Below are 26,471 nucleotides of genomic sequence, written 5' to 3' on the forward strand. Positions count from 1 at the left end.
GGCAGGGGGGTTTGTGGCATCCCTGAGGAGGGTGGCGTGAAGCGCAAGCTGATAGCCGCGATGGGTATCGCGGGCATGGTCTTCTCCGTAGCGGCGTGTGGCAGTGACAACAAGGGCGACGACAAGTCCCAGGGCTCGGACGCCAAGGAACTGACCGTCTGGCTCACGGTGGACGCGCAGAACAACTGGCCGGAGCTGGTGAAGGCCGCCGACGCCGCCGTACAGAAGAAGCACCCCGGCATCAAGATCAAGCACGAGTACTACGGCTGGCCCGACAAGAACACCAAGCTGGACGCCGTCCTCGCCACGGACAAGGCCCCCGACGTGGTCGAGATGGGCAACACCGAGATGCTCGGCTACATGGTCAAGGGCGCCTTCGCCCCCGTCGACACCGCCCAGTTCAGCAACTCCGGCCAGTGGCTGGACGGCCTCAAGGCCTCGGTGACCTACGACGGCAAGACCTACGGCGTGCCCTACTACGCCGGTGGCCGGGTCGCCAACTGGCGCAAGGACATCGCCGCCTCGGCCGGCGTCAAGACCACCCCGAAGACCTACGCCGAACTGACCTCCGACCTGGACAAGATCCAGCAGAAGGAGGGCGACAAGTTCAGCGCCTGGTACCAGCCCACCCGCGACTGGTACGCGGCCATGTCCTTCGTCTACGACGCGGGCGGCTCCATCGCCGTGCAGTCCGGCGGCCAGTGGAAGGGCAACCTCTCCTCCCCGGAGTCCCTCAAGGGCCTCGGCGAGTTCAAGAACGTCATCGACAAGTACATGCACGGTGACAAGACCAAGGACGAGTCCGACCGGTACATCGTCTACGGCCAGGGCAAGTCGGCGATGATCTTCGGCGCGGCCTGGGAGGGCGCCACCGCTGCCGACCCGAAGAACGACAAGACCGGCGGCAAGCTGAAGAACAACCTCGTCAACTTCGTGATGCCCGGCCCGTCCGGCAAGAACATGCCGGTCTTCCTGGGCGGCTCCGACCTCGCCATCCCGGTGAAGTCCAAGGCCCAGGGCGTGGCCGCTGAGTGGATCAACGCGTTCACCGGTCCCGCCGGCCAGAAGGGCCTGATGGCCAAGGGCAACCTGCCCAACAACAAGACCGACCTCGCGACGCTGAAGAACGACCCGGCGACCGCGGTGCCCGCCGAGGCGGCCGCGTCCAACTGGTTCGTGCCGATGGCGCCGGGCTGGGGACAGGTCGAGAAGGCCCAGGTCCTGCAGAACATGCTGCAGAACATCGGGACCGGCAAGCAGTCGGTGGAGGCCGCCGCCAAGGCCGCGGACGCCGCGATCGACAAGGTCATCAACACCAAGTAGGTGACGCGGCCGGGCCTGGGCGACGGGGGGCCAGGTCCGGCCCGGCAGGTGACACCAGGAAGTGCCGCGACGGGTCGACGGGTCGGTGCCGGTGCGTCGTGGCTGGTCGCGCAGTTCCCCGCGCCCCTTGGGGGCGTGTTGCTGCGGGCCTCTCTCGAAACTGCTTGAGGAGCGCGCGATGAGTGCGGCTGATACGACCACCCCTGCCACAGTGCCGCAGCGGCGGCAGGCGCCACCGCCCAGTACCCCGGTCAGACCCGGCGCGAACCGGCGTTCCGGCGGGCCCGCCGTCCCCTGGCTGCTGCTGGCGCCCTGTCTCGCCATTCTCGCGCTCGTCCTCGGCTACCCCTTCTACCGGCTGGTCACGCTCTCCTTCCAGGAGTTCGGACAGTCCCAGCTGTGGGGGTTCAAGCCCGCCGAGTGGGTCGGCTTCGGGAACTTCTCCGAGGTCCTCGGCGACACCGAGTTCTGGCAGGTCGTGCTGCGCACGATCGTCTTCGCGGTCGGCTGCGTGGTGTTCACCATGGTCGTCGGCATGCTCATCGCCCTGCTGCTGCAAAAGGTCTCCGGCTGGGTGAAGACCCTGGTCAACATCGTGCTCGTCGCCAGCTGGGGGATGCCGGTCATCGTCGCCACCACGCTCTTCAAGTGGCTCTTCGACTCGGACTACGGCATCCTCAACGCCCTGCTCAGCAAGCTGCCGGGCGTGCAGATGATCGGCCACAACTGGTTCGCCAGCGGTCCCCAGGGACTGGCCGTGATCATGCTGCTGGTCGTCTGGGGCGCGGTGCCCTTCGTGGTCATCACGCTGAGCGCCGGCCTCACCCAGGTCCCCAAGGAACTGGAGGAGGCGGCCCGCCTCGACGGCGCCGGCGCCTGGGGCGTCTTCCGCTACGTCACCCTGCCCGTCCTCAAACCGATCATCGTGATGCTCACGACGCTCTCGGTCATCTGGGACATGGGCGTCTTCCCGCAGGTGTTCGTGATGCGCGGCGGCCACCCCGAACCCGAGTTCCAGCTGCTGACGACCTATTCCTACGACCGCGCCTTCGTGGTCAACGACTACGGACAGGGCTCCGCGATCGCCCTGCTCACCGTGCTCCTCCTGCTCGGTGTCGTCGCCGTGTACATGCGCCAGATGCTGAAGATCGGAGAGGTCGAATGAGCACCGTCGCCACGCCCCGCAAGGGGTCCCGCTGGGGCTGGAACATCCTCGGCCTCCTCGTCTTCGTCGCCGCCGGCTTCCCCGTCTACTGGATGCTCAACACGGCGTTCAAACCCGCGAAGGACGCCATCGACCCGGACCCGAGCCTGCTGCCCACCGGCATCACCCTGGCCAACTTCCGCCGCGCGCTGGACATCGCCGACTTCTGGGGACCGGTGGGCCGCAGCCTCGTCGTCTCGCTCTCCGTCGTCGCGATCGGCATGGTCATCGGCCTGCTCGCCGCCCTCGCCATCTCCCGGTTCGCCTTCCGCGGCCGCAAGGTCGTGATCGTCGGCATCCTCGCGGTCCAGATGGTCCCGCTGGTCGCCATGATCATCCCGGTCTTCCTGCTCCTCAACGACCTGGACCAGTACGACAAGCTCAGCGGCCTGATCATCACCTACCTGACCTTCATCCTGCCGTTCACGGTGTGGACCCTGCGCGGCTTCATCGTCAACATCCCGAAGGAGCTGGAGGAGGCCGCCATGGTCGACGGCTGCTCCCGCACCGGCGCCTTCGTCCGCGTGGTCTTCCCTCTCCTCGCCCCCGGCATGGTCGCCACCTCGGTCTACGCCTTCATCCAGGCCTGGAACGAGTACCTGTACGCCCTGATGCTGCTCAGCCAGGAGCACCAGACCGCGACCGTCTGGCTCGCCAACTTCACCACCAAGCACGGCACCGAATACGCCCCGATGATGGCCGGCTCCACCATGATGGCCGTGCCGATCGTCGTCCTCTTCCTCCTCGTCCAGCGCAAGATGGCCGCGGGCCTCACCGCGGGCGCCGTGAAGGGATAACCCCATCCGATGACGACTTTCGCCAGCGGTACGGCTGCGTCCAACTCGAAGGACGGCGTCACCCGCGACGCGCTGACCGTCCTGCAGCCCGGCTTCACCGGCACCACCGCCCCCGACTGGCTGCTGCGCCGGCTCGGCGAGGGCCTCGCCTCCGTGGGCCTGTTCGGGCGCAACATCGTGTCGGCCGAACAGCTCACCGCGCTCACCGCCCGGTTGCGGGCCGAACGGGACGACGTCCTGGTGGCCATCGACGAGGAGGCCGGTGACGTCACCCGCCTGGAGGTGCACACCGGCTCCTCCTTCCCCGGCAACCACGCCCTGGGCGCCGTCGACGACCCGGAGCTGACCCGCCAGGTCGCCCTCGAACTGGGCCGCCGCCTGGCCGCCTGCGGGGTGAACCTCGACTGGGCCCCGTCCGCCGACGTCAACTCCGACCCGGCCAACCCCGTGATCGGCGTCCGCTCCTTCGGCGCCGACCAGGACCTGGTCGCCCGCCACACGGCCGCCTACGTCACCGGCCTCCAGGCGGCCGGGGTCGCGGCCTGCACCAAGCACTTCCCGGGCCACGGCGACACCGCCGTCGACTCCCACCACGCCATGCCCCGCATCGACGCGACCGCCGACGTCCTCGACGCCCGCGAACTGGTCCCGTTCCGCGCGGCCATCGCGGCCGGCACCCGTGCCGTGATGAGCGCGCACATCCTGGTCCCCGCCCTGGACCCGGCCCGCCCGGCGACGCTGTCCCGCACCATCCTCACCGACCTGCTGCGCGGCGAACTCGGCTACGAGGGCCTGATCGTCACCGACGGCATGGAGATGCAGGCCATCTCCGCGACCTACGGCATCGAACACGGCAGCGTCCTGGCCATCGCCGCGGGCGCCGACGCGATCTGCGTGGGCGGCGGCCTCTCGGACGAGGCGACGGTGCGCAGGCTGTGTGACGCCCTGGTCGCCGCGGTCCGCTCCGGGGAACTGCCCGAGGAACGCCTGGCCGACGCGGCGCGGCGGGTCCGGTCCCTGGCCCACTGGACGGCGACGACGAAACCGGCGCCCGCGGACCCCGCGCTCACCGACATCGGCCTCGTCGCGGCCCGCCGCGCGCTGCAGGTGACGCGCGTCGACTCCGGCACCCCGCTGACCGCGGCCCCCTTCGTCGCCTCCTTCGCCCCGGTGGCGAACATCGCGGTGGGCACGGAGACCCCCTGGGGCGTGGCCGCCGAACTGACCCGCCTGCTGCCCGGCACCGAGACCGGCGCCTTCACCGGCGAGGACGCGGGCGAGCAGGCCCTGGCGGCGGCGGGGGACCGCCGGATCGTCGCCGTGGTCCGCGACGAACACCGCCACCCGTGGATGGGCCGCGCCCTGGACGTCCTGCTCAGCGCCCGCCCGGACACGATCGTGGTGGAGATGGGCGTCCCCCAGGCCCCCCCGAGGGGCGCCCTCCACATAGCCACCCACGGAGCGGCAAGAGTCTGCGGCACAGCGGCAGCGGAGGCGATAGCGCCCCTTTAGGGGCGCGGGGCTGTATCGATGTGCGGCTCCGCCGCGTGGCGCGCCCAGCCCCCACGCCCCCGCACATGACGCACGACCGCTAGATCCCCTGCCACGACGGCTTGTTGTCAAAGGTGTACCGGAAGTAGTCCGCGTGCTTCAGCTTGGACGCGGCGCCCTCGTCGACCACGACGGTGGCATGCGGATGCAGCTGCAGCGCCGACGCGGGACACACCGCGGCCAGCGGCCCCTCCACGGTCGCCGCGACCGCGTCGGCCTTGCCCTCTCCGACGGCGAGCAGCACCAGGTGCCGTGCCTCCAGGATCGTCCCGATGCCCTGGGTGATCACGTGGTGCGGCACCTGCTCGACGTCCCCGTCGAAGAACCGGGCGTTGTCGAGGCGGGTCTGCTCGGTGAGCGTCTTGATCCGGGTGCGGGAGGCCAGCGAGGAGCACGGCTCGTTGAACCCGATGTGCCCGTCGGTGCCGATCCCGAGGAGCTGCAGGTCCACCCCGCCGGCCTGCGCCAGCGCCGCGTCGTACGCCGCGCAGGCGGCCCGCACGTCCGCGGCGGTGCCGTCGGGCCCCAGGAACGCCTCCATCGGGATCCCGAGCGGCTCCAGCACCTCACGCCGCAGCACCGAGCGGTACGACTCCGGGTGATCGGCCGGCAGCCCCACGTACTCGTCGAGCTGGGCTATCCGCGCCCGGGACGTGTCGACCGCACCGGCCCGCACCTTCGCCGTGAGGGCCTGGTAGACGGGCAGCGGCGTCGAGCCGGTGGCCACCCCGAGCAACGCGTCGGGCCTGCGCCGCAGCAACTGCGCCATGGCCTCGGCGATCAGCTCGCCACCCGCCGCGGCGTCCGGAACGATGACAACTTCCACGCTGGCCTGCCGTTCTGAAAGGGTCCTGAGGGGTCTCCACGTCTCTGTGGTTTAGACCAATCTAATGGGACTAATCTTACAGAACCAGCCCCTGTCGCAGCGGGTCGGACGCCCACGGGAAAACTTGTCCCGGCCATCCGTCCCCACGACCGACTCCGGCGGGCTAGGCTGCGGTCGGATCAACTGTGAACAGTCTCCAACGCATGGACACACGGGGTGGTCTAGTCCACAATTGCGTACGAGGGCTGGACGTGCGGCGCGTCGACGCGGTCGCAGCGCACAGCCACACCGCTTCCGTCTTCCCCGCACAGGAGGACGGACCGAGGAACCGGCGCTCTCTGCCCTGACTGCCCCGGCTCCTCACCTTCGGCCGACCGGGACCGCACACCCCACGGCCGTTGCTGCTCCGGGCTGCGGTGCCGGGAGGGTTGAGGGTCCCTCTCAGGCGCCGCGGCCCGCGGGTGTTTTTAGGCCACGAACAGACCGGCGGGTACGCTCGCAGACGTGCCCTCCATGAACGAACTGGTCCGCCAGCACACCGCCCTCGGCGACTCCGACCTCGAGTGGCTCCACCTGCTGGTCTCGGAGTGGCAGCTGCTCTCCGACCTCTCCTTCGCCGACCTGGTCCTCTGGGTGCCCACCCGGGACGGCACCCGTTACGTCTCGGTGGCGCAGATGCGCCCCAACACCGGCCCCACCTCCTACCAGGACGACATGGTCGGCCACTTGGTCCCGCGTGGCCGGCGGCCCATGCTGGACATCGCCCTGGACGAGGGGCGCATCGTCCGCGAGGGCGATCCGGAGTGGCGTGAAGAGGTCCCCGTACGGGTCGAGTCCATCCCGGTGCGGCGCGAGGGCCGGGTGCTCGGGGTGATCGCCCGCAACACCAACCTGCTGACCGTGCGCACCCCGAGCCGCCTGGAGCTGACCTACCTCCAGAGCGCCTCGGACCTGGCGCAGATGATCGCTGCCGGATCGTTTCCCTTCGCCAACCAGCAGGTCGACATGGACGCCTCCCCGCGCGTCGGCGACGGCCTGATCCGGGTGGACGCGGACGGGGTCGTCCAGTACGCCTCCCCGAACGCGCTCTCCGCCTACCACCGCCTCGGCCTCGCCTCCGACCTGCTCGGCCACCACCTGGGCCAGACCACGGCCGAACTCGCCCCGACCAAGGGGCCGGTGGACGAGGCGCTCGCCAAGGTCGCCAGCGGCTGGGCACCGCGCGAGTTCGAGATCGAGTCCGACGACGGGGTGATCCAGTTCCGGGCGATCCCCCTCAAGCCCAAGGGCACCCGCATCGGTTCACTGGTGCTGCTCCGGGACGTCACGGAACTGCGGCGCCGCGAACGGGAACTGATCACCAAGGACGCCACCATCCGGGAGATCCACCACCGGGTGAAGAACAACCTCCAGACGGTCGCCGCCCTGCTGCGCCTCCAGGCCCGGCGCATCGAGTCGGAGCGCGGCCGGGAGGCCCTGGAGGAGGCCGTGCGGCGGGTCGGCTCGATCGCCATCGTGCATGAGACGCTGTCTCAGAACCTGGATGAGCGGGTGGAGTTCGACGAGATCGCCGACCGGGTGCTGGCGATGGTCGCCGAGATCTCGCCGGGCAAGGTCACCGGCCGTCGCACCGGCCGCTTCGGGATACTCGACGCCGAGGTCGCCACCCCGCTGTCGATGGTTCTCACCGAAATCCTGCAGAACGCCCTGGAACACGGCTTCCGCGAGGGCGACACCGGCACGGTCGAGGTGACGGCGGTGCGCGGCGGCACCACCAAGGAGGCCCGTCTGCTGGTCACCGTCCAGGACGACGGCGTCGGCCTGCCCGAGGGCTTCGACCCGCACCGCTCGGGCAACCTCGGCCTGCAGATCGTCCGCACGCTGGTGGAGGGCGAGTTGGGCGGCACCTTCGACATGGTGCCGGCGCCGGAGCGGGGGACCCGTGTGATTCTGGACGTGCCGGTGCGGGCGCAGAAGTAGGCCGGTTCGGGGTGGACAGCAAAGAGCCCCGGATCTGGTGGATCCGGGGCTGTTCGCTCGTTGCTGCTCTTGAGCGCATCGGGGGTACTGCGCGCTGCGGCTCGGGGGCGGGAGATGCGTACTCGCTGTACGCGCCGCCAAGCTCAGGCTAGCGGGGTGGGTAGGGTCAGGCGGAGGCCTGACGGGCCCGGTTGCGGGCGGCACGGCGCTTCATCGCGCGACGCTCGTCCTCGCTGAGACCACCCCAGACGCCGGAGTCCTGGCCGGACTCGAGCGCCCACTGCAGACACTGGTCCATCACAGGACAGCGACGGCAGACGGCCTTGGCTTCCTCGATCTGCAGCAGCGCAGGACCAGTGTTGCCGATGGGGAAGAAGAGCTCGGGGTCTTCCTCGCGGCAAACGGCGTTGTGACGCCAGTCCATGGCTGCTACCTCTCCTTGGTATTACATGCACGTTGCTTGTGAATGTGAACGCTTTCACGAATCCCTCAACAAGTGAAGGGCCGACCGCCAGGTTCCCTGGCAGGGGGTCCTGTGAGTTGAAGGGGGATTCCGGTGATCAGTGGACGCCGGTGTTGCGGGCCGTCCCGACCGCCACGTAGAGCCTCGCAAACCTCAGCGGCGGATACAACCCCTTCCGGAAAGTTTTTTTTGATTCCTCGGTGTCGACTGGGTCACAGCCGTACTTCCATGGGGTGGACCCTGGCCTAAACGTTCGAGTGAAAGGACTTTGGCCCGTTCCGCTCACACAATCACACGCAGTGCGCGGCGTACGCCTGTGAACGTCACGCTGGTACGCAGTCCTAGGTGGTCGCCGTCCATCTGGAGGGGGAGGGGGACCTTCGAATGCAAGGTGAACTGGTCCAGATCGTGCAGCGACACCGCATGCCTGCCCTGGGGTCCGCGCTCGGGGGACGAAGTGAGCAACTGTGTGCCATACCGGACGGCCGCGGCCGACGACAGGCGGGTGAGACCGAGGACGTCGATGCCTTTATCGAACGAGGCCTTAGGTGACGTGTACATCGGGCGATTGCCGAGATACGTCCAGGGCGAGGTGTTCGAGACTATCGCCACGACCAGATCCCTGACCGGGTCCGTCCCGGGCCTCTCCAGCGTGATCGGACCGTGCCGGCGGTGCTGCTCGCCGAGGAACTGGCGGACCACCTGCCGTACGTACAGCGCGTGCGTCGACTTCTTGCCGCGTTCGCGCTGCTGCTCGACCCGGCCGACCACGCCGGCGTCGAAGCCCAGCCCCGCGTTGAAGGTGAACCAGCGGGCCGGGACCGCCTCGTCCTCGGTGCCCGGGGTGCCGGCGGTCAGTCCCAGGCCGACCAGGCGCTCACGCTTCTCGCGGAGCGCGTCCAGCAGGTCGCCGGTGGCCTCGACCGGGTCGTTGGGCAGACCCAGGGCGCGGGCGAAGACGTTGGTGGAGCCGCCGGGAACCACGGCGAGACCGGGCAGCCGGTCCGGGTCGGGGCCGCCGTGCAGCAGGCCGTTGACCACCTCGTTGACCGTGCCGTCGCCGCCGAGTGCCACGACGAGGTCGATGTCGTCGCTGTCCGCCGCCTGCCGGGCCAGGTCACGGGCGTGACCGCGGTACTCGGTGGTGACCGCCTCCAGCTTCACCTCGCTCGCCAGCGCGTGGATCAGGACATCGCGCCTACGTGCGCTTGTGGTGGTTGCTGCCGGATTGACCACGAGAAGTGCACGCATGGATTGCAGCGTACCTACTGGAAAGTACCGGGCCCAGACCGAGTTGAGGATCGGGTAAGAGAAAGGCGCGTGAGCCTCGACACTCGGGCCTGTCCGGACCGCGGGCTACCCTTCTGGGGTGAGCGATGCGTCTACGGCCGTGAAGGCCGACGGAACCGACGGCCCCCGTCCGCGGCGGCTGACGTACGCCGCTGCGCTGGCAGGGCTCGAAGGGCTCGCGCTGGTGGCCGGCGGGGTGTGGATGCTCGTGCTCGGGGTAACCGGATCACCGGACGACCGGGGCCAGGCGGTCACCGGAGGTGTCACCGTCATCGTGCTGGCGCTGCTGCCGTTGCTGGCCGCGCGCGGGCTGTTGCTGCGCAAAAGCTGGAGCCGGGGCCCGGCGGTGATCACGCAGATCATGGCGCTGCCGGTGGCCTACAACCTGCTGCAGGCCGACAGCGTGGCGATTCCGGTGGGGATCGCCCTGGCCGTGGTGGCCGTGGCCGCCCTGGTGCTGCTGGTGAACTCCGCCACCACCCAGGCCCTCGGCATCAAGGGACCCGGGCGCAGTAGCTGAACCGGGCGCCACGGGGGCGGCGCGGCCTACTCCTCCACCAGCAGCTTCTCCCGCAGCTGGGCCAGGGTCCGCGCCAGCAGCCGGGAGACGTGCATCTGGGAGATGCCGACCTCCTGGGCGATCTGTGACTGGGTCATGTTGCCGAAGAAGCGGAGGAGAAGGATCCGCTTCTCCCGCGGCGGGAGGTCTTCCAGGAGGGGCTTGAGCGACTCCCGGTACTCGACGCCCTCCAGCGCCTCGTCCTCCGCGCCGAGGGTGTCGGCGACCGCCGGGGACTCGTCGTCGGTGTCGGGGACGTCCAGGGAGAGTGTGGAGTAGGCGTTGGCCGACTCCAGGCCCTCCAGGACCTCCTCCTCCGAGATCGCCAGCTTCTCGGCCAGCTCGTGGACCGTGGGGGAGCGGCCGTGCTGCTGGGACAGCTCCGCTGTGGCGGTCGTGAGCGCGAGGCGCAGCTCCTGGAGACGGCGCGGTACCCGGACCGCCCAGCCCTTGTCGCGGAAGTGGCGCTTGATCTCGCCGACCACGGTCGGGGTGGCGTACGTGGAGAACTCCACACCCCGGTCCGGGTCGAACCGGTCGACCGACTTGATCAGACCGATGGTGGCGACCTGGGTCAGGTCGTCCAGCGGCTCGCCGCGGTTGCGGAACCGGCGCGCCAGGTGCTCCACGAGCGGCAGGTGCATCCGGACCAGCTGGTTGCGCAGCTCCGCGTACTCGGCGCTGCCCTCCTTGAGCGCGCGCAGCTCGACGAACTTGGCGCGGGCACCGCTGCGGTCCTGAGGTTCGTGCGGGGATGCCTGCACCACCTCCGCGGCCAGCGCCTCGTCGTCGGCGTTTCGCTCGTGCTCGCTCATCGTCCCGCCCGTCGCCCTTCCGCGAGCCTTCGCCCCGGCCCGGTCCGGGGCCGCGACCCCGTTCCGCCCTTCCGGGGGCGCGCTCTGCACGGCACCGTCCGGACCGGGCCGCACGGAGGGGTCCTCCGGATGCGGCCTGGCCTGCTCAGGGATGCCGTCGATGCCGTCAGCCATGCGGCGGGAAGCGGCCTCGGGGCCTTCGCCCCCGGCCGACAGCCCCCGTGTGCCGCGCTCTTCGTCCCGCACCGGCCCGTCCCCGTTCCTCACGCCGGCCCGGGTCCCGCGCCGCGCTGTTTGTAGAGGCTGATCGACACGGTCTTGTCCTCGTCGACGGCCGACGAGACCTTGCCCGCCAGGGCCGAGAGCACGGTCCAGGCGAAAGTGTCGCGCGAAGGGGCGTGCCCGTCCGTGGTCGGGGCGGAGACCGTGACCTCCAGCGAGTCGTCGACGAGGCGGAAGACACAGCTGAGCACCGAGCCGGGAACGGCCTGCTGGAGCAGGATCGCGCAGGCCTCGTCCACCGCGATGCGCAGGTCCTCGATCTCGTCCAGGGTGAAGTCCAAGCGGGCGGCGAGACCGGCCGTGGCCGTGCGCAGCACCGACAGGTAGGCACCCGCAGCCGGCAGCCGGACTTCCACGAAGTCCTGGGTCGCGGGCTCGCCTGCGATCTGGGACACCCTCACCTCCATGGTGGTACAAGCTTCTCGGGGCCGAGGGTCGCCCCCCGGGGGTAACGCACTACGTGGTTCAGCGGTGACGCTACCGCGCTCCGAACTTTTCTGTTCCCGGGACCCCGACCCCTGGCGTCACTCACAGTAAACCTGCGGATACGCTCCGTGTCTAGGGGTCCGCCTTGCCCAATTGGGAAGAGCGCGCGCCGGGTTGACGTACCCCGGCGCCGAACCGTCGAACCGTCGGCACGGCCGTGTTCAGCGGCCGTAGTGCAGTGTCACACGAGGACGTGGTCGACGAAGCACCAGCGCCAGTCCTCACCGGGCTCGAACGTCCGCATCACCGGGTGGCCGGAGGTCTCGTGGTGTCCCGTCGCGTGTCTTCCCGGTGACGAGTCGCAGCACGCCACGTGGCCACAGGTCAGACAGATCCGCAGCTGGACCGGGTGCCAGCCCTTCGCGAGACACTCGGGACAGGTCTCGTTCAGGGGGTCGGGTTCAGGGTGCGGCAGCGCGCCGGCATGCGTGCACTGTTTCATGATTGCCAGATTACGACGGGCGTGCGGGTGACCGCGCGGAAAATGAGGGTGGGCGAGGATCATGGACGTGATGCCACTGCTGTTGCTGGTGGCGGGGAGCACCGTGATCGCGGCGGCCGCCCGGCGGACCCCCGTGCCCGCACCGCTGCTCCTGGTCGCGGTCGGTCTGGCGGTGTCGTACATCCCCGGCGTCCCGGACTACACCCTCGACCCGGAGGTCGTCCTCCCGCTCCTGCTGCCCCCGCTCCTGTACACCTCGGCGTCCGACAGCTCCTACCTCGACCTGCGGGCCCAGATGAGACCGGTCGCGCTGCTCTCGGTCGGATACGTCCTCTTCGCCACCGTCGTGGTCGGCTGGGCGGTGTACCTGCTCGTGCCCGGCATGACGCTGCCCGCGGCGCTGGTGCTGGGCGCGGTGGTGGCCCCGCCGGACGCGGTGGCGGCGACCGCGGTGGCCCGCCGGGTGGGGCTCCCGTCCCGGATCACGACGATCCTCCAGGGCGAGTCCCTGCTCAACGACGCCACCGCGATCACCGCGTACAAGGTCGCCCTCGGCGCCGCCGTCGGCGCGGGCGCGACCTGGGCCGGGGGCATCGAGGAGTTCCTGCTCGCGGCGGTCGGCGGCGTCGGCGTCGGCCTGCTCCTCATGGCGCCGCTGCACTGGCTGCGCACCCGCCTGAAGGAGCCGCTGCTCCAGAACACGCTCTCGCTGCTCATCCCGTTCGTGGCCTACGGCGTCGCGGAGCAGCTGCACGCCTCCGGTGTCCTCGCCGTCGTGGTGGTCGCCCTCTACCTCGGACACCGCGCCTGGGAAGTCGACTTCGCCACCCGCCTCCAGGAGGAGGCGGTCTGGAAGATGGTCGCGTTCATCCTGGAATCGGCGGTCTTCGCGCTGATCGGCCTGCAACTCCCGATCGTCCTGCGGGGCCTCGGCCAGTACGAGGGCGCCGAGGCCGTCTGGTACGCCGTGGCCGTCTTCCTGGTCGTCGTGGCCGCCCGCTTCGCCTGGTGCTACCCGGCGACCTTCCTGCCGCGGATCTTCTCCGCGCGGATCAGGGAACGCGAGTCCAACCCCACCTGGAAGGGCGCGATGGTGACGTCCTGGGCCGGGATGCGCGGAGTGGTCTCGCTCGCCATCGCCTTCTCGATCCCTGACAGGGTGCACGGCGGCGGTGCCTTCCCGCACCGCAACCTGGTCCTCTTCCTGACCTTCACCACCGTGATCGGCACCCTGGTGGTGCAGGGGCTGACCCTGCCGCCGCTGATCCGCCGGCTGCGCTTCCCCGGCCGCGACCCGCAGGCCGAGACCCTCGCCGAGGCCAACGCCCAGGCGCAGGCCTCCCGCGCGGCTGAGGCCCGCCTCGACGAACTGCTCACCGACGACCGCAACCAGCTCCCGCCGCCGCTCGCCGACCGTCTCCGCATCGTCCTGGAGCGCCGCCGCAACGCCGTCTGGGAGCGCCTCGGCCAGACCAACCCCGTCACCGGCGAGACGGTCGACGACACCTACCGCCGCCTCTCCCGCGAGATGATCAGCTCCGAACGCGACGTGTTCGTCCGCCTCCGCGACCACCGCTACATCGACGACGAGATGCTGCGCACCCTGCTGCGCCGGCTGGACCTGGAGGAGGCGGCGGCCTACCGGGAGGCGGGCTGAGCCGCCGCGGGCGCCCTGCCCGGCGGCGGCGCCGGTCACGCCGTGACGACCGCCGCCACCCGCGTCCCCCGCGCGAACGCCCCCTCCGCCGCCAGCGCGGCGAGCCCGAACAGCAACTTGGCCACATACAGCCGCTCGACCCGCATCCCGTGCCTGGCCTCGAAGTCCGTCGCGAAGGCGTCGAGTTCCGGTGTGGTGCGCCCGTACCCCCCGCAGTGGAACCGCTCGTCCAGCGACCAGTCACCCGACCGCGACCCGAACGCCGCCACCTGCAGTCGTGCCGTCTCCCCGCCGAGGAAACCGCCCTTGAGCACCGGCACGCCCAACGCCCGCTGCCCGGCGCCGAGGCCCGCGGCCAGCCCGGCCAGCGTGCCGCCGGTGCCGCAGGCGACCGCGACCACGTCGGCCCGCCCGCGCAGCTCCTCGCCGAGGGCACGGCAGCCTCGTACCGCCGCCGCGTTGCTGCCGCCCTCCGGTACGACGTACGCGGTCTCCGCCTCCGCCGCCCGCAGCAGACCGGCCAGCACCTCCGGCTCGGTCTTCCGTCGATACGTCGACCTGTCGACGAAGTGCAGCCGCATACCGTCGGCCGCGCACCGTGCGAGGGAGGGGTTCAGGGGCCGGTCGGCCAGTTCACCGCCGCGCACCACCCCCACCGTCGGGAAGCCGAGCAGGCGGCCCGCGGCGGCCGTCGCCCGCAGGTGGTTGGAGTACGCGCCACCGAAGGTGACGATCGGCCGGCCGGCCGCCGCCTCGATGTTCGGGACCAGCTTGCGCCACTTGTTGCCGACCAGGTCCGGGTGGATCAGGTCGTCCCGCTTGAGGAGCAGCCGGACGCCGTGCCGGGCGAAACGGTCGTCGGCCACCTCCTGGAGAGGGGACGGCAGCCGCGGCTTGAGTATGTCGGCGCTGGTCACGTCGTCATTGTCGCCCGGACGCCCGGACGACCGGCAGGGTGGCTGCCGGGGGCCGCGGCGCGGGGCTGCGCGCGCGGTCACTTCAGACGGTCCCGCACGCGCTCGCGCAGCCAGGCCATCGAGAAGCCACGCGGATCCACCTTGCCCGGCTGCCACTCGGCGTGCCCGATCACCGACCGCTCCGACCACCCGTGCCGCCGGCACACCGCCGCGGCCACCTTCTCGACCGCCTCCAGCTGGGCCGGGGGCCAGGGATCCCCGCCGTCGCCGAGGTTCTCGCACTCGAAGCCGTAGAAGTGCCGGTTGCCGTCGGTGTTCGCCTCCCGGTCCAGGGGGAGGGCCTTCTCGGCGATCACGGCGCGCAGTACCTCGTCGTCGCCGAGTCCGGCGTGGTCGGCGCGGCCGTGGCCGACCAGATGGACCGCACCGTCCTTGGTGACGACACCGTGGCACAGCGGGCCGGGCAGGTCGGGACGGCCGTCGCGGCAGAGCCGGACGGTGCGCTCGGCGCCGGCGGTCGCCGTGTGGTGGATCATCACGCCGTGGACGGGACCCCAGGGGCCCTTGTGGTTGCGGTTGTGCTCCCGCCAGTCGCCGACCTCGACGACCCTGACGCCCTCCTCCCGCAACGCGTCGAGGAAAGCATCAGCGGACAGGGGTGGGGCCACGACCGCCTCCTGGGTCTTCATGGGGGTGTGCGGTGAAACTCCGACAATTTCTACAGAAGGCGTGCTTTCCGGGGTAGTCGCCCCGAACCTGTTCGGATCGCGTGCGAGCCGATCCGGACAAGTCGGCATATCACGGCGTGCTCAGCGGGATGAAGCGTCGGCGTGCCCAGTAGTCCGATGATCTATTCCCGCTCTTTCGGGTAATGGCACGGGCACATTCAGTGATGGCAGGGTGGCCGATGAGACCGATGCGTGGGCAGTTCGGCGTCCGCGCAGGTATGGGAGGGCATTTCCTTATGTCGGTAGGCGAAGAGGTCCGCACGGATCAGGGCAAGCCGCAGCAGTCTCTGGACACGGCGGCAGCGCGGAACCTGGCCACCACGACCAAGTCCGCGCCACAGATGCAGGAGATCAGCTCCCGCTGGCTGCTGCGGTCACTGCCCTGGGTCGATGTGCAGGGCGGCACGTACCGGGTGAACCGACGGCTCACCTACACGGTCGGGGACGGCCGTATCACCTTCCTGAAGACCGGCGACCGTGTCGAGGTCATCCCGGCGGAGCTGGGCGAGCTGCCCATCCTGCGGGCGTACGAGGACCAGGAGGTGCTGGGGGAGCTGGCCCAGCGGTGCCGGCAGCGGGACTTCGGCCCGGGCGAGGTCATCGCCTCGTTCGGCAGCCGGGCGGACGAGGTGTACCTGCTCGCCCACGGCCGCGTGGAGAAGGTGGGCACCGGCCCCTACGGCGACGACGCGGTGCTCGGGGTCCTCGCCGACGGCGCTCACTTCGGCGAGCAGGGGCTGATCGACCCGGACGCCATCTGGGAGTACACCGCCCGCGCGGACACGGCCTGCACCGTGCTGATCCTGTCCCGGCAGGACTTCGAGCAGGTCGCCGAGCGCGCCGACTCACTGCGCGAGCACCTTCAGCACCTGCGCACGATCCCCGAGCAGCGCACCAACAAGTACGGCGAGAAGGAGGTCGCCCTCGCGGCAGGCCACAGCGGCGAACCCGACATCCCGCACACCTTCGTCGACTACGAGGCCCGGCCGCGGGAGTACGAACTGAGCATCGCCCAGACGGTGCTGCGCATCCACACCCGGGTGGCCGACCTCTACAACCAGCCGATGAACCAGACCGAGCACCAGTTGCGGCTCACCGTCGAGGCGTTGAAGGAGCGCCAGGAGCACGAGCTCATCAACAACCGGGAGTTCGGCCTGCTCAGCAACTGCCAGTACGACCAGCGGCTGCAGCCCCACGACGGTGTGCCCAGCCCCGACGACATGGACGAACTGCTCAGCCGCCGCCGGGGCACCAAGCTCTTCCTCGCCCACCCGCGTGCCATCTCGGCCTTCGGGCGTGAGCTCAACAAGCGCGGACTGGTCCCGGAGACCGTCGACATCGGCGGCAACCGCATCCCGACCTGGCGCGGGGTCCCGATCTACCCGTGCAACAAGATCCCGGTCACCGAGACCCGGACCACCTCGATCATCGCCATGCGTACGGGCGAGTCGGAGCAGGGCGTCATCGGGCTGCGGCAGTCCGGGATCCCCGACGAGATCGAGCCGAGCCTGTCCGTCCGCTTCATGGGCATCAACGAGCAGGCCATCATCAACTACCTGGTCACCGCCTACTACTCGGCGGCGGTCCTGGTCCCGGACGCCCTCGGTGTGCTGGAGAACGTCGAGATCGGCCGGTGGAGGTGACGTTTCCGCACGTGGCGGCCGTGTCCCCGCCCTCCGGGGCGGGTACACCCTCGGGGTACGCGCCGAGCCGGGGCGAGGACGCCACCGTACGCGCACCCCGTGAGAGGGAGGCCATGCCCGAGTCCGTGACGGAAAGGCAGCAGGGTCCCACAGCGGTTCCGCCGACCGGACCCGAGGCGCTCGACGGGGCCGAGGCGGCGGCCATAATGGAGCGCGCCAGGGCGTCGGTCGACCCCGAACTGCGGGCTGCCGTCGACTCGTTGCCCGTCCCGATGCGGCGGATCGCGCGCTACCACTTCGGCTGGGAGCACGTGGACGGCACCCCGGCCACGGGCAACGCGGGCAAGGCCATCCGGCCCGCGCTGGTCCTCGCCGCCGCCGAAGCGCTCGGCGGCCCGCGGGCGCGCGAGGCCGCCGTCGGGGCGGCGGCCGCCGTGGAGCTGGTGCACAACTTCACGCTGCTGCACGACGACGTCATGGACCGGGACACCTCCCGCAGGCACCGGCCCACCGTCTGGACCGTGTTCGGCGACACCGACGCGATCCTCGCCGGGGACGCCCTCCACGCCGTGGCCCTGAGGCTGCTCGCGCAGGATCCGCACCCGGCGTCCGGAGCGGCCGCCGCCCGTCTCGCGCAGTGCGTGCTCGAACTGTGCGCCGGACAGCACGCGGACACCGCGATGGAGCACCGGGCACCCGACGAGGTCACCCTCGAAGAGGTGCTCGGCATGGCCGAGGCCAAGACCGGGGCGCTGCTCGGCTGCGCCTGCGCCGTGGGCGCGCTGTACGCGGGGGCGGGAGAGGCGGAGGTCAACGCGCTGGACGGGTTCGGCCGCCAGGCCGGCCTCGCCTTCCAGCTGATCGACGACATCATCGGGATATGGGGTGATCCACAGCGCACCGGCAAGCCGGCCGGTGCCGACCTGGCGGCCCGCAAGAAGTCCCTGCCGGTCGTCGCGGCCCTCACCTCCGGCGGTCCGGCCGCCGGTGAACTCGCCGAGCTGTACGCGGCACCGCACGCGCGGACGGACGCGGACGAGATCACGCGGATCGCACGGGCCGTGGAGCGGGCGGGCGGCCGGGACTGGGCGCAGGCCGAGGCGGCCGACCGGATGGCCCGCGCGATGCAGGAACTCGCGCGTGCCGTGCCCGACCCCGAGCCGGCCGGCGGCCTGCTCGCGCTCGCCGAGTTCGTGACCCGGCGCAGCAGATGAAGACCCCGGAGTCCCCGGGACCGTGCGGCTCCTGACCCCGCGCGGACACCCGGGGACTCCGGTCCGACGGGTCCCGCACATCCCCACGGTGTGCGGGGCCCGCCGATGTGCGCACCGACCGCCGACCGCCGAGCGCCCTACCCGGCCCCCGCCTACGCTGGGCACATGGACGGCCGGGAGCAGGTCTGTCCCGTCTGCGGGCAGGCCGTGGAGAGTGTCGTGCGGCGGCACAAGACGCTGGGCGCGTGGGTGCCGGTCTGGGGTCCCGGGGCCTGCCGCAATCCCGAATGCGCCGCATACGCGGGCACGCCCCGCGCGCGGGAGCGGTCCCCTTCGCAGCACCCGCCGTCCCGGTCCCGGCGTCCGCCCTCCTCACCACCCCCCTCCTCACCCCCGGAGTCCGCCCCACCGGAGTCCGCGCCGTGAGGGCCGGCACCGTAGCGTGAGCGCATGACCGGACTGCCCAACATCCTGCACATCACCGAACGCTCGCTGTGGGAGGAGGCCCGCGCGCGGGGCACCTTCGAGATCTCCACCCGCGGCCGCACCCTCCAGGAGGAGGGCTTCATCCACTGCTCCACCGAGGACCAGCTCCCGCGGGTGGCGGCCTTCCTGTACGGCTCCTACGACGGCCCGGACGAGCTGGTGGTGCTGGCCGTGGACCCGGCGCGGGTCGGCGTCCCGGTGCGGTGGGAGGCGGTGAAACCGGGCGGCGAGGAGTTCCCGCACGTCTACGGTCCGATTCCGGTCACGGCCGTGGTGGAGGTGCGCCCGTGGGCGTGACGGCCCTGGACGCGACAGTCGGCAGTCCGCCGGTCTCGGGGTCGCGACCGGTCAGGCAGTAGACACCGCCCGCCGGGTCCCGCAGCACCGTCCAGTGCCGCCCGTCGGCCACGTGCACGGCCCCGAGTTCCTCGTGCCGGGCCCGGGTCGCCGTGATGTCGGCGCAGGCCAGGTCGAGGTGGGCGGCGGCGGGCTGTTCGGCGTCCAGCCGCTGGAGCAGGATCCGCAACGGCAGCCCGGCCGGCGGCCTGAGCACCCGGAACTCCGGCAGCGAGCCGGTCAGCGACTCCCAGCCGGTCAGCTCCGCCCAGAACGCGGCCTCGGTCTCGTACCAGGACGGCGGGATGTCCAGGCTGACCTGGTCGAGCCGGCTCCCCGCCACCACCGGTGGCCGTACCGACTCGCCGTGCCAGGGCACCGCGCACCACAACTGCCCGGCGGGCGACCGCAGCACGGCCCACCCCTCGTGCTCGGCGACCTGCTCGGCGCCGAGGTCCAGGGCCCGGCGCACCAGATTCGGCACGTCCTGCGAGCAGAGGTCCAGGTGGACACCGCCGGGACCGGTGGCCACCTGCTGGACCTTGACGCAGGCGTCCGCGCCGGTGGCCGGCAACAGGGTGGTGAACTCGTCGTCACCGCCGCGCGGCGCCGACAGCCGCGTGTCCGTGACCGCCGTCCAGAAGGCCTGGGCGGCGGCGAGGCGCTCGGCGGGGCGGTCGACGAAGGCGTAGATCCAGCGGATGGTCATGGGCGGGATCGTAGAGGCCCTACTTCTCGCGGCGCTCCGTGAAGCGCAGCAGGTTGCCCGCCGGGTCGCGGAACGCGCAGTCCCGTACCCCCCAGTGCTGGTCCGTCGGCTCCTGGATCACGTCACCGCCGTACTCCCGCACCCGCTCGTAGAGCGCGTCGCAGTCGCTGGTGGAGAAGATCACCCCGCGCAGCATGCCCTTGGCGAGCAGTTCGGCCATGGCCTGCCGGTCGGCGGGGGAGGCGTCGGGGTTGGCGCCGGGCGGCTCCAGCACGATCTCCACGCCCGGCTGCTGCGGCGAGCCGACGGTCACCCACCGCATCCCCTCGAACTCCACGTCGTTGTGGACCTCCAGGCCGAGGACGTCACGGTAGAAGGCCAGCGCCTTGTCGTGGTCGTCGACGGCGATGAAACACTGCGCGAGTTTTACGTTCATGGGGTCAGGCTAGGCGCCCCCCGGACAGGGCGCCGGATCAGCTCATGGCCCACACGTAGGGGTCGTGGGCGGGGCCCGGGGCCGGTGGATCGCCGGTGGCCCCGGCGTCGGGAGCCGGCCGCGGGACGTGCCGGGGAGCGGTCCGGTGGGCCGCGAGGACGTCCATGATCACGGTGTCCGCGGTGGACAGCAGGGCGAGCAGGAGGTGGAAGGGCTCCACGGTCCGATGGCCCAGCCGGTCGGCCTCCTGCGACGCCCCCGCCAGCAGGGCGCCGGTCCCGCCGCTCAGCGGCAGATGGTCGCCCGGCTCCACGGTGCCCCTGCCGAGGGCGTCGATCACCCCGGCGCGCAGGTCCTCGGCTGCCGCGCCCAGCACCCGTACGGCCTCCGGCTCGTCGGTGTCGAGCAGCGCCAGCAGGACGTGCCCCGGTTCCACGTACCAGTGCCGCAGCCGCCGTGCCCGGTCGGCCGCGGTGCCGACGACGTCCCGTGCCCGTTCACCGAACCTCTCGTACCCCACCGTCCACCTCCGCCAGGTCCGCCAGGTCGGTCCGCGCCCTGCGGGTGTGCGGATGGTCCGCCCCCAGCACCCGCTCCCGTACCGAGACGACCTCCCGGAGCAGCGCCCGGGCCTCCTCGCGGGCACCGCTCAACGACAGGTTGCGGGCCAGGAGATGCCGGGTGCGCAGGGTGTGCGGATGGTCCGGGCCGAGGACCCGTCCCCGGTCGGCGAGCAGTGCCCGGAGCAGCTCCGCCGCCTGTTCGCGGTGCCCCGCCTCGCCGAGGTTGACGGCGAGGAACTGGCGGGTGCGCAGGGTGTCCTCGTGGTCCGGGCCGAGCAGGCGCAGCTGGTCGGTGAGGAGCCCGCGCAGCAGCTCGGCCGCCTCGGCCGGGCTGCCCGCGCCGCCCAGGCTGTGCGCGTGGGACTGACGGCCGCGCAGGGTGTCGGGGTGCTCGGCGCCCAGGATCCGGGTCTGTTCCTCGACGGTGCTCCGGAGCTGCCCGGCCGCCCCCGCCCAGTCCCCGGCCTTGCCCTGCTCGACGGCGCGCGCGTGCCGTCCGCGCAGCTCGGGGCCCGCGGTCGCGGCGAACGCGCGGTTCACGCCGAGGGCCAGGGAGTGCGCGGTGCCGGCGCTCCGGTTGAGCGGGGTGGGCAGGCCCTCGGCGGACATGACGGCCCGCAGCCGGCGGTAGAGGTCGTCGACCGTGAGCAGCTCGGGTCCGCCGGGGACCCCCTCGCGCAGCAGTCGTATCAACCGCCCGGAGAACGCCGTGTGTTCCTCGTCGGGGAGGGCGAGGGCGACCTGGTCGCGCTGGGCGGAGGTGAGGACGTAGGTGCCGGCCACCTCCAGCCCCTCGACCGGCGCGGCCCCGCCGCTCCCGGCGAGCGAGTCGCCGAGGGCCCGGCCGGAGAAGCAGCAGTCGAGGACGACGACCTTGGCGGCGGCGGGGGAGTCGAGGACGGCGTCGCGGAGTTTGTCGTACTCCAGGGAGTTGAACTCGGGGGCCGCCCAGCGGCTGTCGGAGAGTGCCAGGTACAGGGTGTGGCGGCGGCCCGCGACCAGGCCGTGACCGGCATAGAAGACCAGCAGCAGGTCCTCGGCCCCGGCGACGGCCGAGCGCAGCCGGTCGCCGACCGTACGCAGGTCGCCCTCGTCGAGCAGCACCGTGCAGTTGCTGTCGGGGACGAGCCCCCGGTCGGGGTCGGTGAGCAGGTCGCGGAGGTCGGTGACGGTCCTGGCCACGGCCGGCAGATCGGGCAGGGCCGGGTCGGAGTAACGGCTCGCGCCGATCAGGACGATCCGGGACCGCCGGCGGTCGGGAAGCCGCATGTCATGCCCGCGGATCCTGCTGGCCGTCCAGGACCTGCCGCAGCAGCTCCGCCAGTTCCCCGCTGTCGACGCGCCGGGCGTCGATCTCGATCGCGGGGCCGTCCTCGCGCCTGATGGCCAGCTTCACGTCGCTGCGGCGCGGCTGGGTGATCCAGGCCCGCAGGCAGGAGGCGAGCACGGTCAGCGGGCCGCCCGCGCCCAGCAGCACGGACACCGTGTCCAGGGGGACGCCCAGGTGCCCCTCGGCCGGGGCGCCCCCGGTCGGCCGGACCCGGCCGGCCAGCGCCGGCTCGCCCCTGAGCCAGTCGGTCAGGGACTCGGCGTCCGGCACCGGATCGGGACTCAGGACGGAGATCAGTGCGGTTGCCACGGTTCCCCCGGGTGCTCTACGACCTTGACGGGCAACAGAGTTGACGACGACCGCCAGTGTACGGCGGGGGAGCGGGCCCCGACCGGGCCTGTGGACGGACCGCGATCAGTACGGCCGGCGGCGCGGACGGGTGAACGTACGGGCAACGCAGGACGGGATCACCGTGCTCTCCTCGTGGTCCCGCGCCCGGTACGCGCTCGGCGTCTCCCCGACCAGTTCGGTGAAGCGCGAGCTGAAGGACCCGAGGGACGTGCAGCCGACCGCCATGCACACCTCCGTCACGGTCAGGTCGCCGCGGCGCAGCAGCGCCTTGGCCCGCTCGACCCGGCGGGTCATGAGGTAGCTGTACGGCGTCTCGCCGAAGGCCTTGCGGAAGCTGCGCTGGAAGTGTCCGGGCGACATGACGGCGGTGCGGGCCAGTTCGGCCATGTCGAGCGGCTCGGCGAACTCGCGGTCCATGCGGTCGCGCGCCCGGCGCAGCCGCCGCAGGTCTTCCAGGGTCATCGCACCCGCCTCCGGTCGTTCGAAGCCGTCGCCGCCGTCGCCTCAGCATGGCACGCACACCCTCCACACGGACCGAATGTGTTCTTGGACGATCGTTTCCCTCCAGTTCTCGCGCAATTGGTCATGGCTTGTTTGCATATAGAAATGGACCACATCACGTTCCTCGTAGCGGTCGTGATCGTCACCGCTCTTGCGTTCGACTTCACCAACGGGTTCCACGACACGGCGAACGCGATGGCCACGTCCATCGCGACCGGCGCGCTCAAGCCGAAGACCGCGGTTCTGATCAGCGGTGCGCTGAACCTGGTCGGAGCGTTCCTGTCGACGGAGGTCGCGAAGACGATCTCCGGCGGCATCGTGAACGACGCCAAGGTGACTCCCGCCATGGTCTTCGCGGGACTGGTGGGCGCGATCCTGTGGAATCTGCTGACCTGGCTGCTGGGGCTGCCGTCCAGTTCCTCGCACGCCCTGTTCGGCGGCCTGATCGGCGCGGTGGCGGTCGGCGCCGGCACGGGGGCCGTGAACTTCGACAAGGTGGTCGAGAAGATCATCATCCCTGCCTTCGCCTCCCCCGTCGTGGCCGGTGCCGCCGCGCTGATCGCGACGTACTGCGCCTACAAACTCACCGCCCGCGGCCGCGCGGGCTCCGTGACCAAGGGCTTCCGGCTCGGGCAGATCGGTTCGGCCTCCCTGGTCTCGCTCGCGCACGGCACCAACGACGCCCAGAAGACCATGGGCATCATCACCCTGACCCTGATCTCCGTGGGCGCGCTGCCGGACGGCGCGGGACCGCCGGTCTGGGTGATCGCCACCGCCGGTCTCGCCATCGGTCTGGGCACCTACATCGGCGGCTGGCGCATCATCCGCACCATGGGCAAGGGCCTGACCGAGATCCAGTCCCCGCAGGGCTTCGCGGCGGAGACCGCCTCCACGGCCGTCATCCTGACCTCCGCCCACATGGGCTTCGCCCTGTCCACCACCCAGGTCGCCTCCGGCTCCATCCTCGGCGCGGGCCTCGGCCGGCGGCTGGCGGAGGTCCGCTGGGGCGTCGCGGGCCGCATGGTGGCCGCCTGGGTGATCACGCTGCCCTGCGCCGCACTGGTCGGCGGCATCTCCGCGCTCGCGGTCAAGCACGGCGGCAACTTCGGCACGGTCGTGGTCGCACTGGTCGGCGCGGCGCTCGCGGCGGGCATCGTCATGCTGTCGCGCCGCAACCCGATCGACGCCAAGAACGTCAACGACGGACACGAGGTCGCCCTCCGCACCGCGCCGCCGTCCAAGGTCGGCACCGCCGCCTGAGTCAGGGAGTTCCCATGAGTATCGACTGGACCGCACTCGGCCAGGTCACCGCGGTGAGCATCGGAGTTACATTCGCGGTAGTGGTTGTTTTCGCCCTCGGTGTCCTCGGCCTCGCCCGCTACGAAGGGGCCCGGGAACAGGGCGGCACCAGCACCGCGGGCGCCGCCCAGGCAGGGCTGTGCTTCCTCGCCTGCGCGGCGGTGGTGGCGTACGGCATCTACCTGATCGTGCCGCAGTTCCACTGACCCCCCATCGTCCCGAAACCGCTGAGGAGGACTGGATGACGACGCCGGACCTGCTGTCCGACCTGGCCGACCTGAAGGTCGACTACAGCGACCCGGACGACCCCGTACTCATCCGCCCGGACGGATCCCCGATCGACACCTGGCGGGAGAACTACCCGTACGCGCAGCGCATGGAGCGCAAGGAGTACGAGTGGCACAAGCGGCTGCAGCAGATCGAGCTGCTGAAGCTGCAGAGCTGGATCAAGGAGACGGGGCGCCGGATCGTCATCGTCTTCGAGGGCCGGGACGCGGCCGGCAAGGGCGGCACCATCAAGCGCTTCACGGAGCACCTGAACCCCCGTGGTGCGCGCGTGGTTGCCCTGGAGAAGCCCACGGAACGCGAGAGCGGCCAGTGGTACTTCCAGCGCTACGTCGAACACCTCCCCACCGCCGGCGAGATCGTGATGTTCGACCGCTCCTGGTACAACCGGGCCGGTGTCGAGCGGGTCATGGGCTTCTGCTCCGACGACCAGTACCGGCGCTTCATGCGCCAGGCGCCGCTGTTCGAGCGGATGCTGGTGGACGACGGGGTGGACCTGGTGAAGTTCTGGTTCTCGGTCTCGCAGGGCGAGCAGCGGACCCGTTTCACCATCCGCCAGGTCGACCCGGTTCGGCAGTGGAAGCTCAGCCCGATGGACCTGGCCTCACTGGACCGCTGGGACGACTACACGGCCGCCAAGGTGGCCATGTTCCGTGAGACGGACACGGAGTACGCGCCCTGGACCGTGGTCAAGAGCAACGACAAGAAGCGGGCCCGGGTCGAGGCGATGCGCAGCGTGCTGGCCCGCTTCGACTACGCCGACAAGGACGAGGAGGTCGTCGGCAGCCCCGACCCCCGGATAGTGGGTGCGGCGGCCGGCCTCCTGGAGGCCGGCGAGGACGATCAGCCCGACCAGGACGGCATGCACTAGCACCGGGACACAGGGGCACCGGAGCGCAGGGGGCCGGCCGGATTCCGGCCGGCCCTTTCGCATGGCGGAACGCGGTGGACACGCCCCGGTGCGACCACCGAGGATCGGCCGCATGATCCGTGCCGCCACCGAGGACGACGTCGCCGCGATCCGCGCGATGATCCGTGAACTCGCCGACTACGAACGGGCCGCCGAGCAGGCCCGCGCCACCGAGGAGCAGCTCCGCGAGGCGCTGTTCGGCCCCCACCCCGCGGCCCACGCGCTGATCGCCGAGGACGACACCACCGGCGCTGTGGTGGGCTACGCCCTGTGGTTCCCGCGCTTCTCCACCTGGACCGGCACCCGCGGCATGCATCTGGAGGACCTGTACGTACGACCGCACGCGCGCGGCGGAGGCCACGGCAGGGCCCTGCTCGCCGCCCTCGCCGGGCTCTGCCTGCGCAGCGGTTTCGAGCGCTTCGAGTGGTGGGTGCTGGACTGGAACGACCCGGCGATCGGCTTCTACAAGTCCCTCGGCGCGGACTTCCTGGACGAGTGGCGCATCTGCCGCCTGACCGGCGAGGGACTCAGCGCGCTGGCGTCCGCCGCGGACACCGCGTAGCGGGCGCCGCGCGGCCGGGGGGACAGGACCGCACCCGGACCCCCGGCCCGCCGTGGACGGCGGGCCGACGGGCCGGGTGCGGCAGGACCAGACCTTCGCAACCGAAAAGGCGCGGGGTCAGGCCTTCTTGGTCTCCCAGAAGATCTTGTCGATCTGGGCGATGTAGTCCAGAGCCTTCTGGCCGGTGGCCGGGTCCGTGGAGGCCTTGGCCGCGGAGAGGGCCTTCAGGGTGTCGTTCACGAGCTGGTGCAGCTCGGGGTACTTCTCGAAGTGCGGGGGCTTGAAGTAGTCGCTCCACAGCACCGAGACGTGGTGCTTGGCGAGCTCGGCACGCTGTTCCTTGATGAAGGTGGCGCGTGCCTGGAAGTGCGGGTCGTCGTTGGCGGCCATCTTCTCCTGCACGGCCTTCACCGACTCCGCCTCGATGCGGGCCTGGGCCGGGTCGTACACGCCGCAGGGCAGGTCGCAGTGCGCGCTGACCTTGACCTTGGGGGCAAACAGGCGGGAAAGCATGGAGCATTCCTTC

At 71.1% G+C, this 26,471-nt stretch carries 30 protein-coding genes; 15 read left to right on the forward strand and 15 right to left on the reverse strand.

Features of this window, described 5'->3' with window-relative positions:
• The first annotated feature begins 36 nt into the window (after positions 1-36).
• From AB0G52_RS07695 to AB0G52_RS07710, 4 genes are all read left to right on the forward strand, one after another.
• Positions 37-1,323 (forward strand): extracellular solute-binding protein, encoded by a 1,287-nt coding sequence (locus AB0G52_RS07695; RefSeq protein WP_132888781.1) that lies wholly within the window; start codon positions 37-39, stop codon positions 1,321-1,323.
• 178 nt (positions 1,324-1,501) lie between these two features.
• Positions 1,502-2,488: a sugar ABC transporter permease gene (locus AB0G52_RS07700; RefSeq protein WP_132888782.1), complete on the forward strand. Its 987-nt coding sequence runs from the start codon at positions 1,502-1,504 to the stop codon at positions 2,486-2,488.
• Positions 2,485-3,324 (forward strand): carbohydrate ABC transporter permease, encoded by an 840-nt coding sequence (locus AB0G52_RS07705; RefSeq protein ID WP_361334662.1) that lies wholly within the window; start codon positions 2,485-2,487, stop codon positions 3,322-3,324. Before AB0G52_RS07700 ends, AB0G52_RS07705 begins: the two co-directional genes overlap by 4 nt.
• A gap of 9 nt (positions 3,325-3,333) precedes the next feature.
• The gene (locus tag AB0G52_RS07710) at positions 3,334-4,836 is read left to right on the forward strand and encodes a glycoside hydrolase family 3 protein (RefSeq protein ID WP_132888784.1); all 1,503 of its coding nucleotides are present in this window, start codon (positions 3,334-3,336) and stop codon (positions 4,834-4,836) included.
• A 79-nt stretch (positions 4,837-4,915) separates the two neighbouring features.
• On the opposite strand, the gene nagB is transcribed toward AB0G52_RS07710, so the two are convergent.
• Entirely contained in the window at positions 4,916-5,701 is a 786-nt protein-coding gene (gene nagB / locus AB0G52_RS07715) for a glucosamine-6-phosphate deaminase (RefSeq protein ID WP_361334665.1), read from the reverse strand.
• Positions 5,702-6,205: 504 nt separating this feature from the next.
• Here nagB and AB0G52_RS07720 point away from each other — a divergent pair.
• On the forward strand, positions 6,206-7,681 hold the full coding sequence (locus AB0G52_RS07720) for a histidine kinase N-terminal domain-containing protein (protein WP_132888786.1): 1,476 nt from the start codon (positions 6,206-6,208) through the stop codon (positions 7,679-7,681).
• Between the two features lie 166 nt (positions 7,682-7,847).
• Here AB0G52_RS07720 and AB0G52_RS07725 read toward each other — a convergent pair whose 3' ends face one another.
• Complete coding sequence (locus tag AB0G52_RS07725; protein WP_006142322.1) at positions 7,848-8,105, reverse strand: WhiB family transcriptional regulator; 258 nt, start codon at positions 8,103-8,105, stop codon at positions 7,848-7,850.
• Positions 8,106-8,426: 321 nt separating this feature from the next.
• A complete protein-coding gene (locus AB0G52_RS07730) occupies positions 8,427-9,395 on the reverse strand; it encodes a diacylglycerol kinase family protein (RefSeq protein ID WP_132888787.1) in 969 nt (322 codons plus the stop codon).
• Positions 9,396-9,513: 118 nt separating this feature from the next.
• Between AB0G52_RS07730 and AB0G52_RS07735 the strand changes: the two genes are divergently transcribed.
• Complete coding sequence (locus tag AB0G52_RS07735; RefSeq protein ID WP_132888788.1) at positions 9,514-9,954, forward strand: hypothetical protein; 441 nt, start codon at positions 9,514-9,516, stop codon at positions 9,952-9,954.
• A 26-nt stretch (positions 9,955-9,980) separates the two neighbouring features.
• On the opposite strand, the gene AB0G52_RS07740 is transcribed toward AB0G52_RS07735, so the two are convergent.
• The 3 genes from AB0G52_RS07740 to AB0G52_RS07750 all read right to left on the reverse strand — a co-directional run bounded on the left by AB0G52_RS07740 (position 9,981) and on the right by AB0G52_RS07750 (position 12,018).
• Positions 9,981-11,075, reverse strand: a complete 1,095-nt coding sequence (locus AB0G52_RS07740) for an RNA polymerase sigma factor SigF (protein WP_132888789.1) — start codon at positions 11,073-11,075, stop codon at positions 9,981-9,983.
• On the reverse strand, positions 11,072-11,485 hold the full coding sequence (locus AB0G52_RS07745) for an anti-sigma regulatory factor (protein ID WP_004925829.1): 414 nt from the start codon (positions 11,483-11,485) through the stop codon (positions 11,072-11,074). The genes AB0G52_RS07740 and AB0G52_RS07745 overlap by 4 nt, the downstream gene beginning before the upstream one ends.
• Before the next feature lie 272 nt (positions 11,486-11,757).
• Positions 11,758-12,018, reverse strand: coding sequence for a UBP-type zinc finger domain-containing protein (locus tag AB0G52_RS07750; protein ID WP_132888790.1), 261 nt, complete (start codon positions 12,016-12,018; stop codon positions 11,758-11,760).
• A 61-nt stretch (positions 12,019-12,079) separates the two neighbouring features.
• Between AB0G52_RS07750 and AB0G52_RS07755 the strand changes: the two genes are divergently transcribed.
• A complete protein-coding gene (locus tag AB0G52_RS07755) occupies positions 12,080-13,675 on the forward strand; it encodes a Na+/H+ antiporter (RefSeq protein WP_132888791.1) in 1,596 nt (531 codons plus the stop codon).
• Between the two features lie 35 nt (positions 13,676-13,710).
• On the opposite strand, the gene AB0G52_RS07760 is transcribed toward AB0G52_RS07755, so the two are convergent.
• Both AB0G52_RS07760 and AB0G52_RS07765 read right to left on the reverse strand, forming a co-directional pair.
• Entirely contained in the window at positions 13,711-14,592 is an 882-nt protein-coding gene (locus AB0G52_RS07760) for a pyridoxal-phosphate dependent enzyme (protein ID WP_132888792.1), read from the reverse strand.
• 77 nt (positions 14,593-14,669) lie between these two features.
• Positions 14,670-15,260, reverse strand: a complete 591-nt coding sequence (locus tag AB0G52_RS07765) for a peptidoglycan recognition family protein (RefSeq protein WP_361334672.1) — start codon at positions 15,258-15,260, stop codon at positions 14,670-14,672.
• A 296-nt stretch (positions 15,261-15,556) separates the two neighbouring features.
• On the opposite strand from AB0G52_RS07765, the gene AB0G52_RS07770 reads away from it, so the two are divergent.
• The 4 genes from AB0G52_RS07770 to AB0G52_RS07785 all read left to right on the forward strand — a co-directional run bounded on the left by AB0G52_RS07770 (position 15,557) and on the right by AB0G52_RS07785 (position 18,960).
• The gene (locus tag AB0G52_RS07770) at positions 15,557-16,963 is read left to right on the forward strand and encodes a family 2B encapsulin nanocompartment shell protein (RefSeq protein WP_132888794.1); all 1,407 of its coding nucleotides are present in this window, start codon (positions 15,557-15,559) and stop codon (positions 16,961-16,963) included.
• Between the two features lie 113 nt (positions 16,964-17,076).
• A complete protein-coding gene (locus AB0G52_RS07775; protein WP_361334676.1) occupies positions 17,077-18,177 on the forward strand; it encodes a family 2 encapsulin nanocompartment cargo protein polyprenyl transferase in 1,101 nt (366 codons plus the stop codon).
• Positions 18,178-18,342: 165 nt separating this feature from the next.
• A complete protein-coding gene (locus AB0G52_RS07780; protein ID WP_361334679.1) occupies positions 18,343-18,603 on the forward strand; it encodes a hypothetical protein in 261 nt (86 codons plus the stop codon).
• A 24-nt stretch (positions 18,604-18,627) separates the two neighbouring features.
• Positions 18,628-18,960: a DUF952 domain-containing protein gene (locus AB0G52_RS07785; protein WP_361334682.1), complete on the forward strand. Its 333-nt coding sequence runs from the start codon at positions 18,628-18,630 to the stop codon at positions 18,958-18,960.
• On the opposite strand, the gene AB0G52_RS07790 is transcribed toward AB0G52_RS07785, so the two are convergent.
• The 6 genes from AB0G52_RS07790 to AB0G52_RS07815 all read right to left on the reverse strand — a co-directional run bounded on the left by AB0G52_RS07790 (position 18,926) and on the right by AB0G52_RS07815 (position 22,850).
• Positions 18,926-19,708, reverse strand: coding sequence for a VOC family protein (locus AB0G52_RS07790; protein WP_361334685.1), 783 nt, complete (start codon positions 19,706-19,708; stop codon positions 18,926-18,928). The two genes, AB0G52_RS07785 and AB0G52_RS07790, sit on opposite strands and share 35 nt — an antisense overlap.
• Before the next feature lie 19 nt (positions 19,709-19,727).
• Positions 19,728-20,144, reverse strand: a complete 417-nt coding sequence (locus tag AB0G52_RS07795; RefSeq protein ID WP_132888799.1) for a VOC family protein — start codon at positions 20,142-20,144, stop codon at positions 19,728-19,730.
• Positions 20,145-20,181: 37 nt separating this feature from the next.
• On the reverse strand, positions 20,182-20,664 hold the full coding sequence (locus AB0G52_RS07800) for a Clp protease N-terminal domain-containing protein (protein WP_361334688.1): 483 nt from the start codon (positions 20,662-20,664) through the stop codon (positions 20,182-20,184).
• Positions 20,642-21,976 (reverse strand): tetratricopeptide repeat protein, encoded by a 1,335-nt coding sequence (locus AB0G52_RS07805; protein ID WP_361334691.1) that lies wholly within the window; start codon positions 21,974-21,976, stop codon positions 20,642-20,644. The genes AB0G52_RS07800 and AB0G52_RS07805 overlap by 23 nt, the downstream gene beginning before the upstream one ends.
• Before the next feature lies 1 nt (position 21,977).
• A complete protein-coding gene (locus tag AB0G52_RS07810; protein WP_132888802.1) occupies positions 21,978-22,346 on the reverse strand; it encodes a hypothetical protein in 369 nt (122 codons plus the stop codon).
• A gap of 105 nt (positions 22,347-22,451) precedes the next feature.
• On the reverse strand, positions 22,452-22,850 hold the full coding sequence (locus AB0G52_RS07815) for a helix-turn-helix transcriptional regulator (RefSeq protein WP_358981473.1): 399 nt from the start codon (positions 22,848-22,850) through the stop codon (positions 22,452-22,454).
• A gap of 144 nt (positions 22,851-22,994) precedes the next feature.
• Between AB0G52_RS07815 and AB0G52_RS07820 the strand changes: the two genes are divergently transcribed.
• The 4 genes from AB0G52_RS07820 (at position 22,995) to AB0G52_RS07835 (ending at position 25,945) form a co-directional block, all read left to right on the forward strand.
• Positions 22,995-24,149 carry an inorganic phosphate transporter gene (locus AB0G52_RS07820; protein ID WP_361334695.1) on the forward strand — a complete coding sequence of 385 codons (1,155 nt, stop codon included), beginning with the start codon at positions 22,995-22,997 and terminating at the stop codon, positions 24,147-24,149.
• Positions 24,150-24,163: 14 nt separating this feature from the next.
• Positions 24,164-24,394 carry a hypothetical protein gene (locus AB0G52_RS07825; RefSeq protein WP_132888805.1) on the forward strand — a complete coding sequence of 77 codons (231 nt, stop codon included), beginning with the start codon at positions 24,164-24,166 and terminating at the stop codon, positions 24,392-24,394.
• A 35-nt stretch (positions 24,395-24,429) separates the two neighbouring features.
• Positions 24,430-25,344 (forward strand): polyphosphate kinase 2, encoded by a 915-nt coding sequence (gene ppk2 / locus AB0G52_RS07830; RefSeq protein ID WP_132888806.1) that lies wholly within the window; start codon positions 24,430-24,432, stop codon positions 25,342-25,344.
• Between the two features lie 112 nt (positions 25,345-25,456).
• The gene (locus tag AB0G52_RS07835; RefSeq protein ID WP_132888807.1) at positions 25,457-25,945 is read left to right on the forward strand and encodes a GNAT family N-acetyltransferase; all 489 of its coding nucleotides are present in this window, start codon (positions 25,457-25,459) and stop codon (positions 25,943-25,945) included.
• 117 nt (positions 25,946-26,062) lie between these two features.
• Here the strand turns inward: AB0G52_RS07835 and sodN are convergent, their stop codons facing one another.
• Positions 26,063-26,458, reverse strand: coding sequence for a superoxide dismutase, Ni (gene sodN / locus AB0G52_RS07840; RefSeq protein WP_132888808.1), 396 nt, complete (start codon positions 26,456-26,458; stop codon positions 26,063-26,065).
• Between the last annotated feature and the right edge of the window lie 13 nt (positions 26,459-26,471).

The sequence above is a fragment of the Streptomyces sp. NPDC021562 genome, assembly GCF_040640875.1.
Taxonomy (GTDB): domain Bacteria; phylum Actinomycetota; class Actinomycetes; order Streptomycetales; family Streptomycetaceae; genus Streptomyces.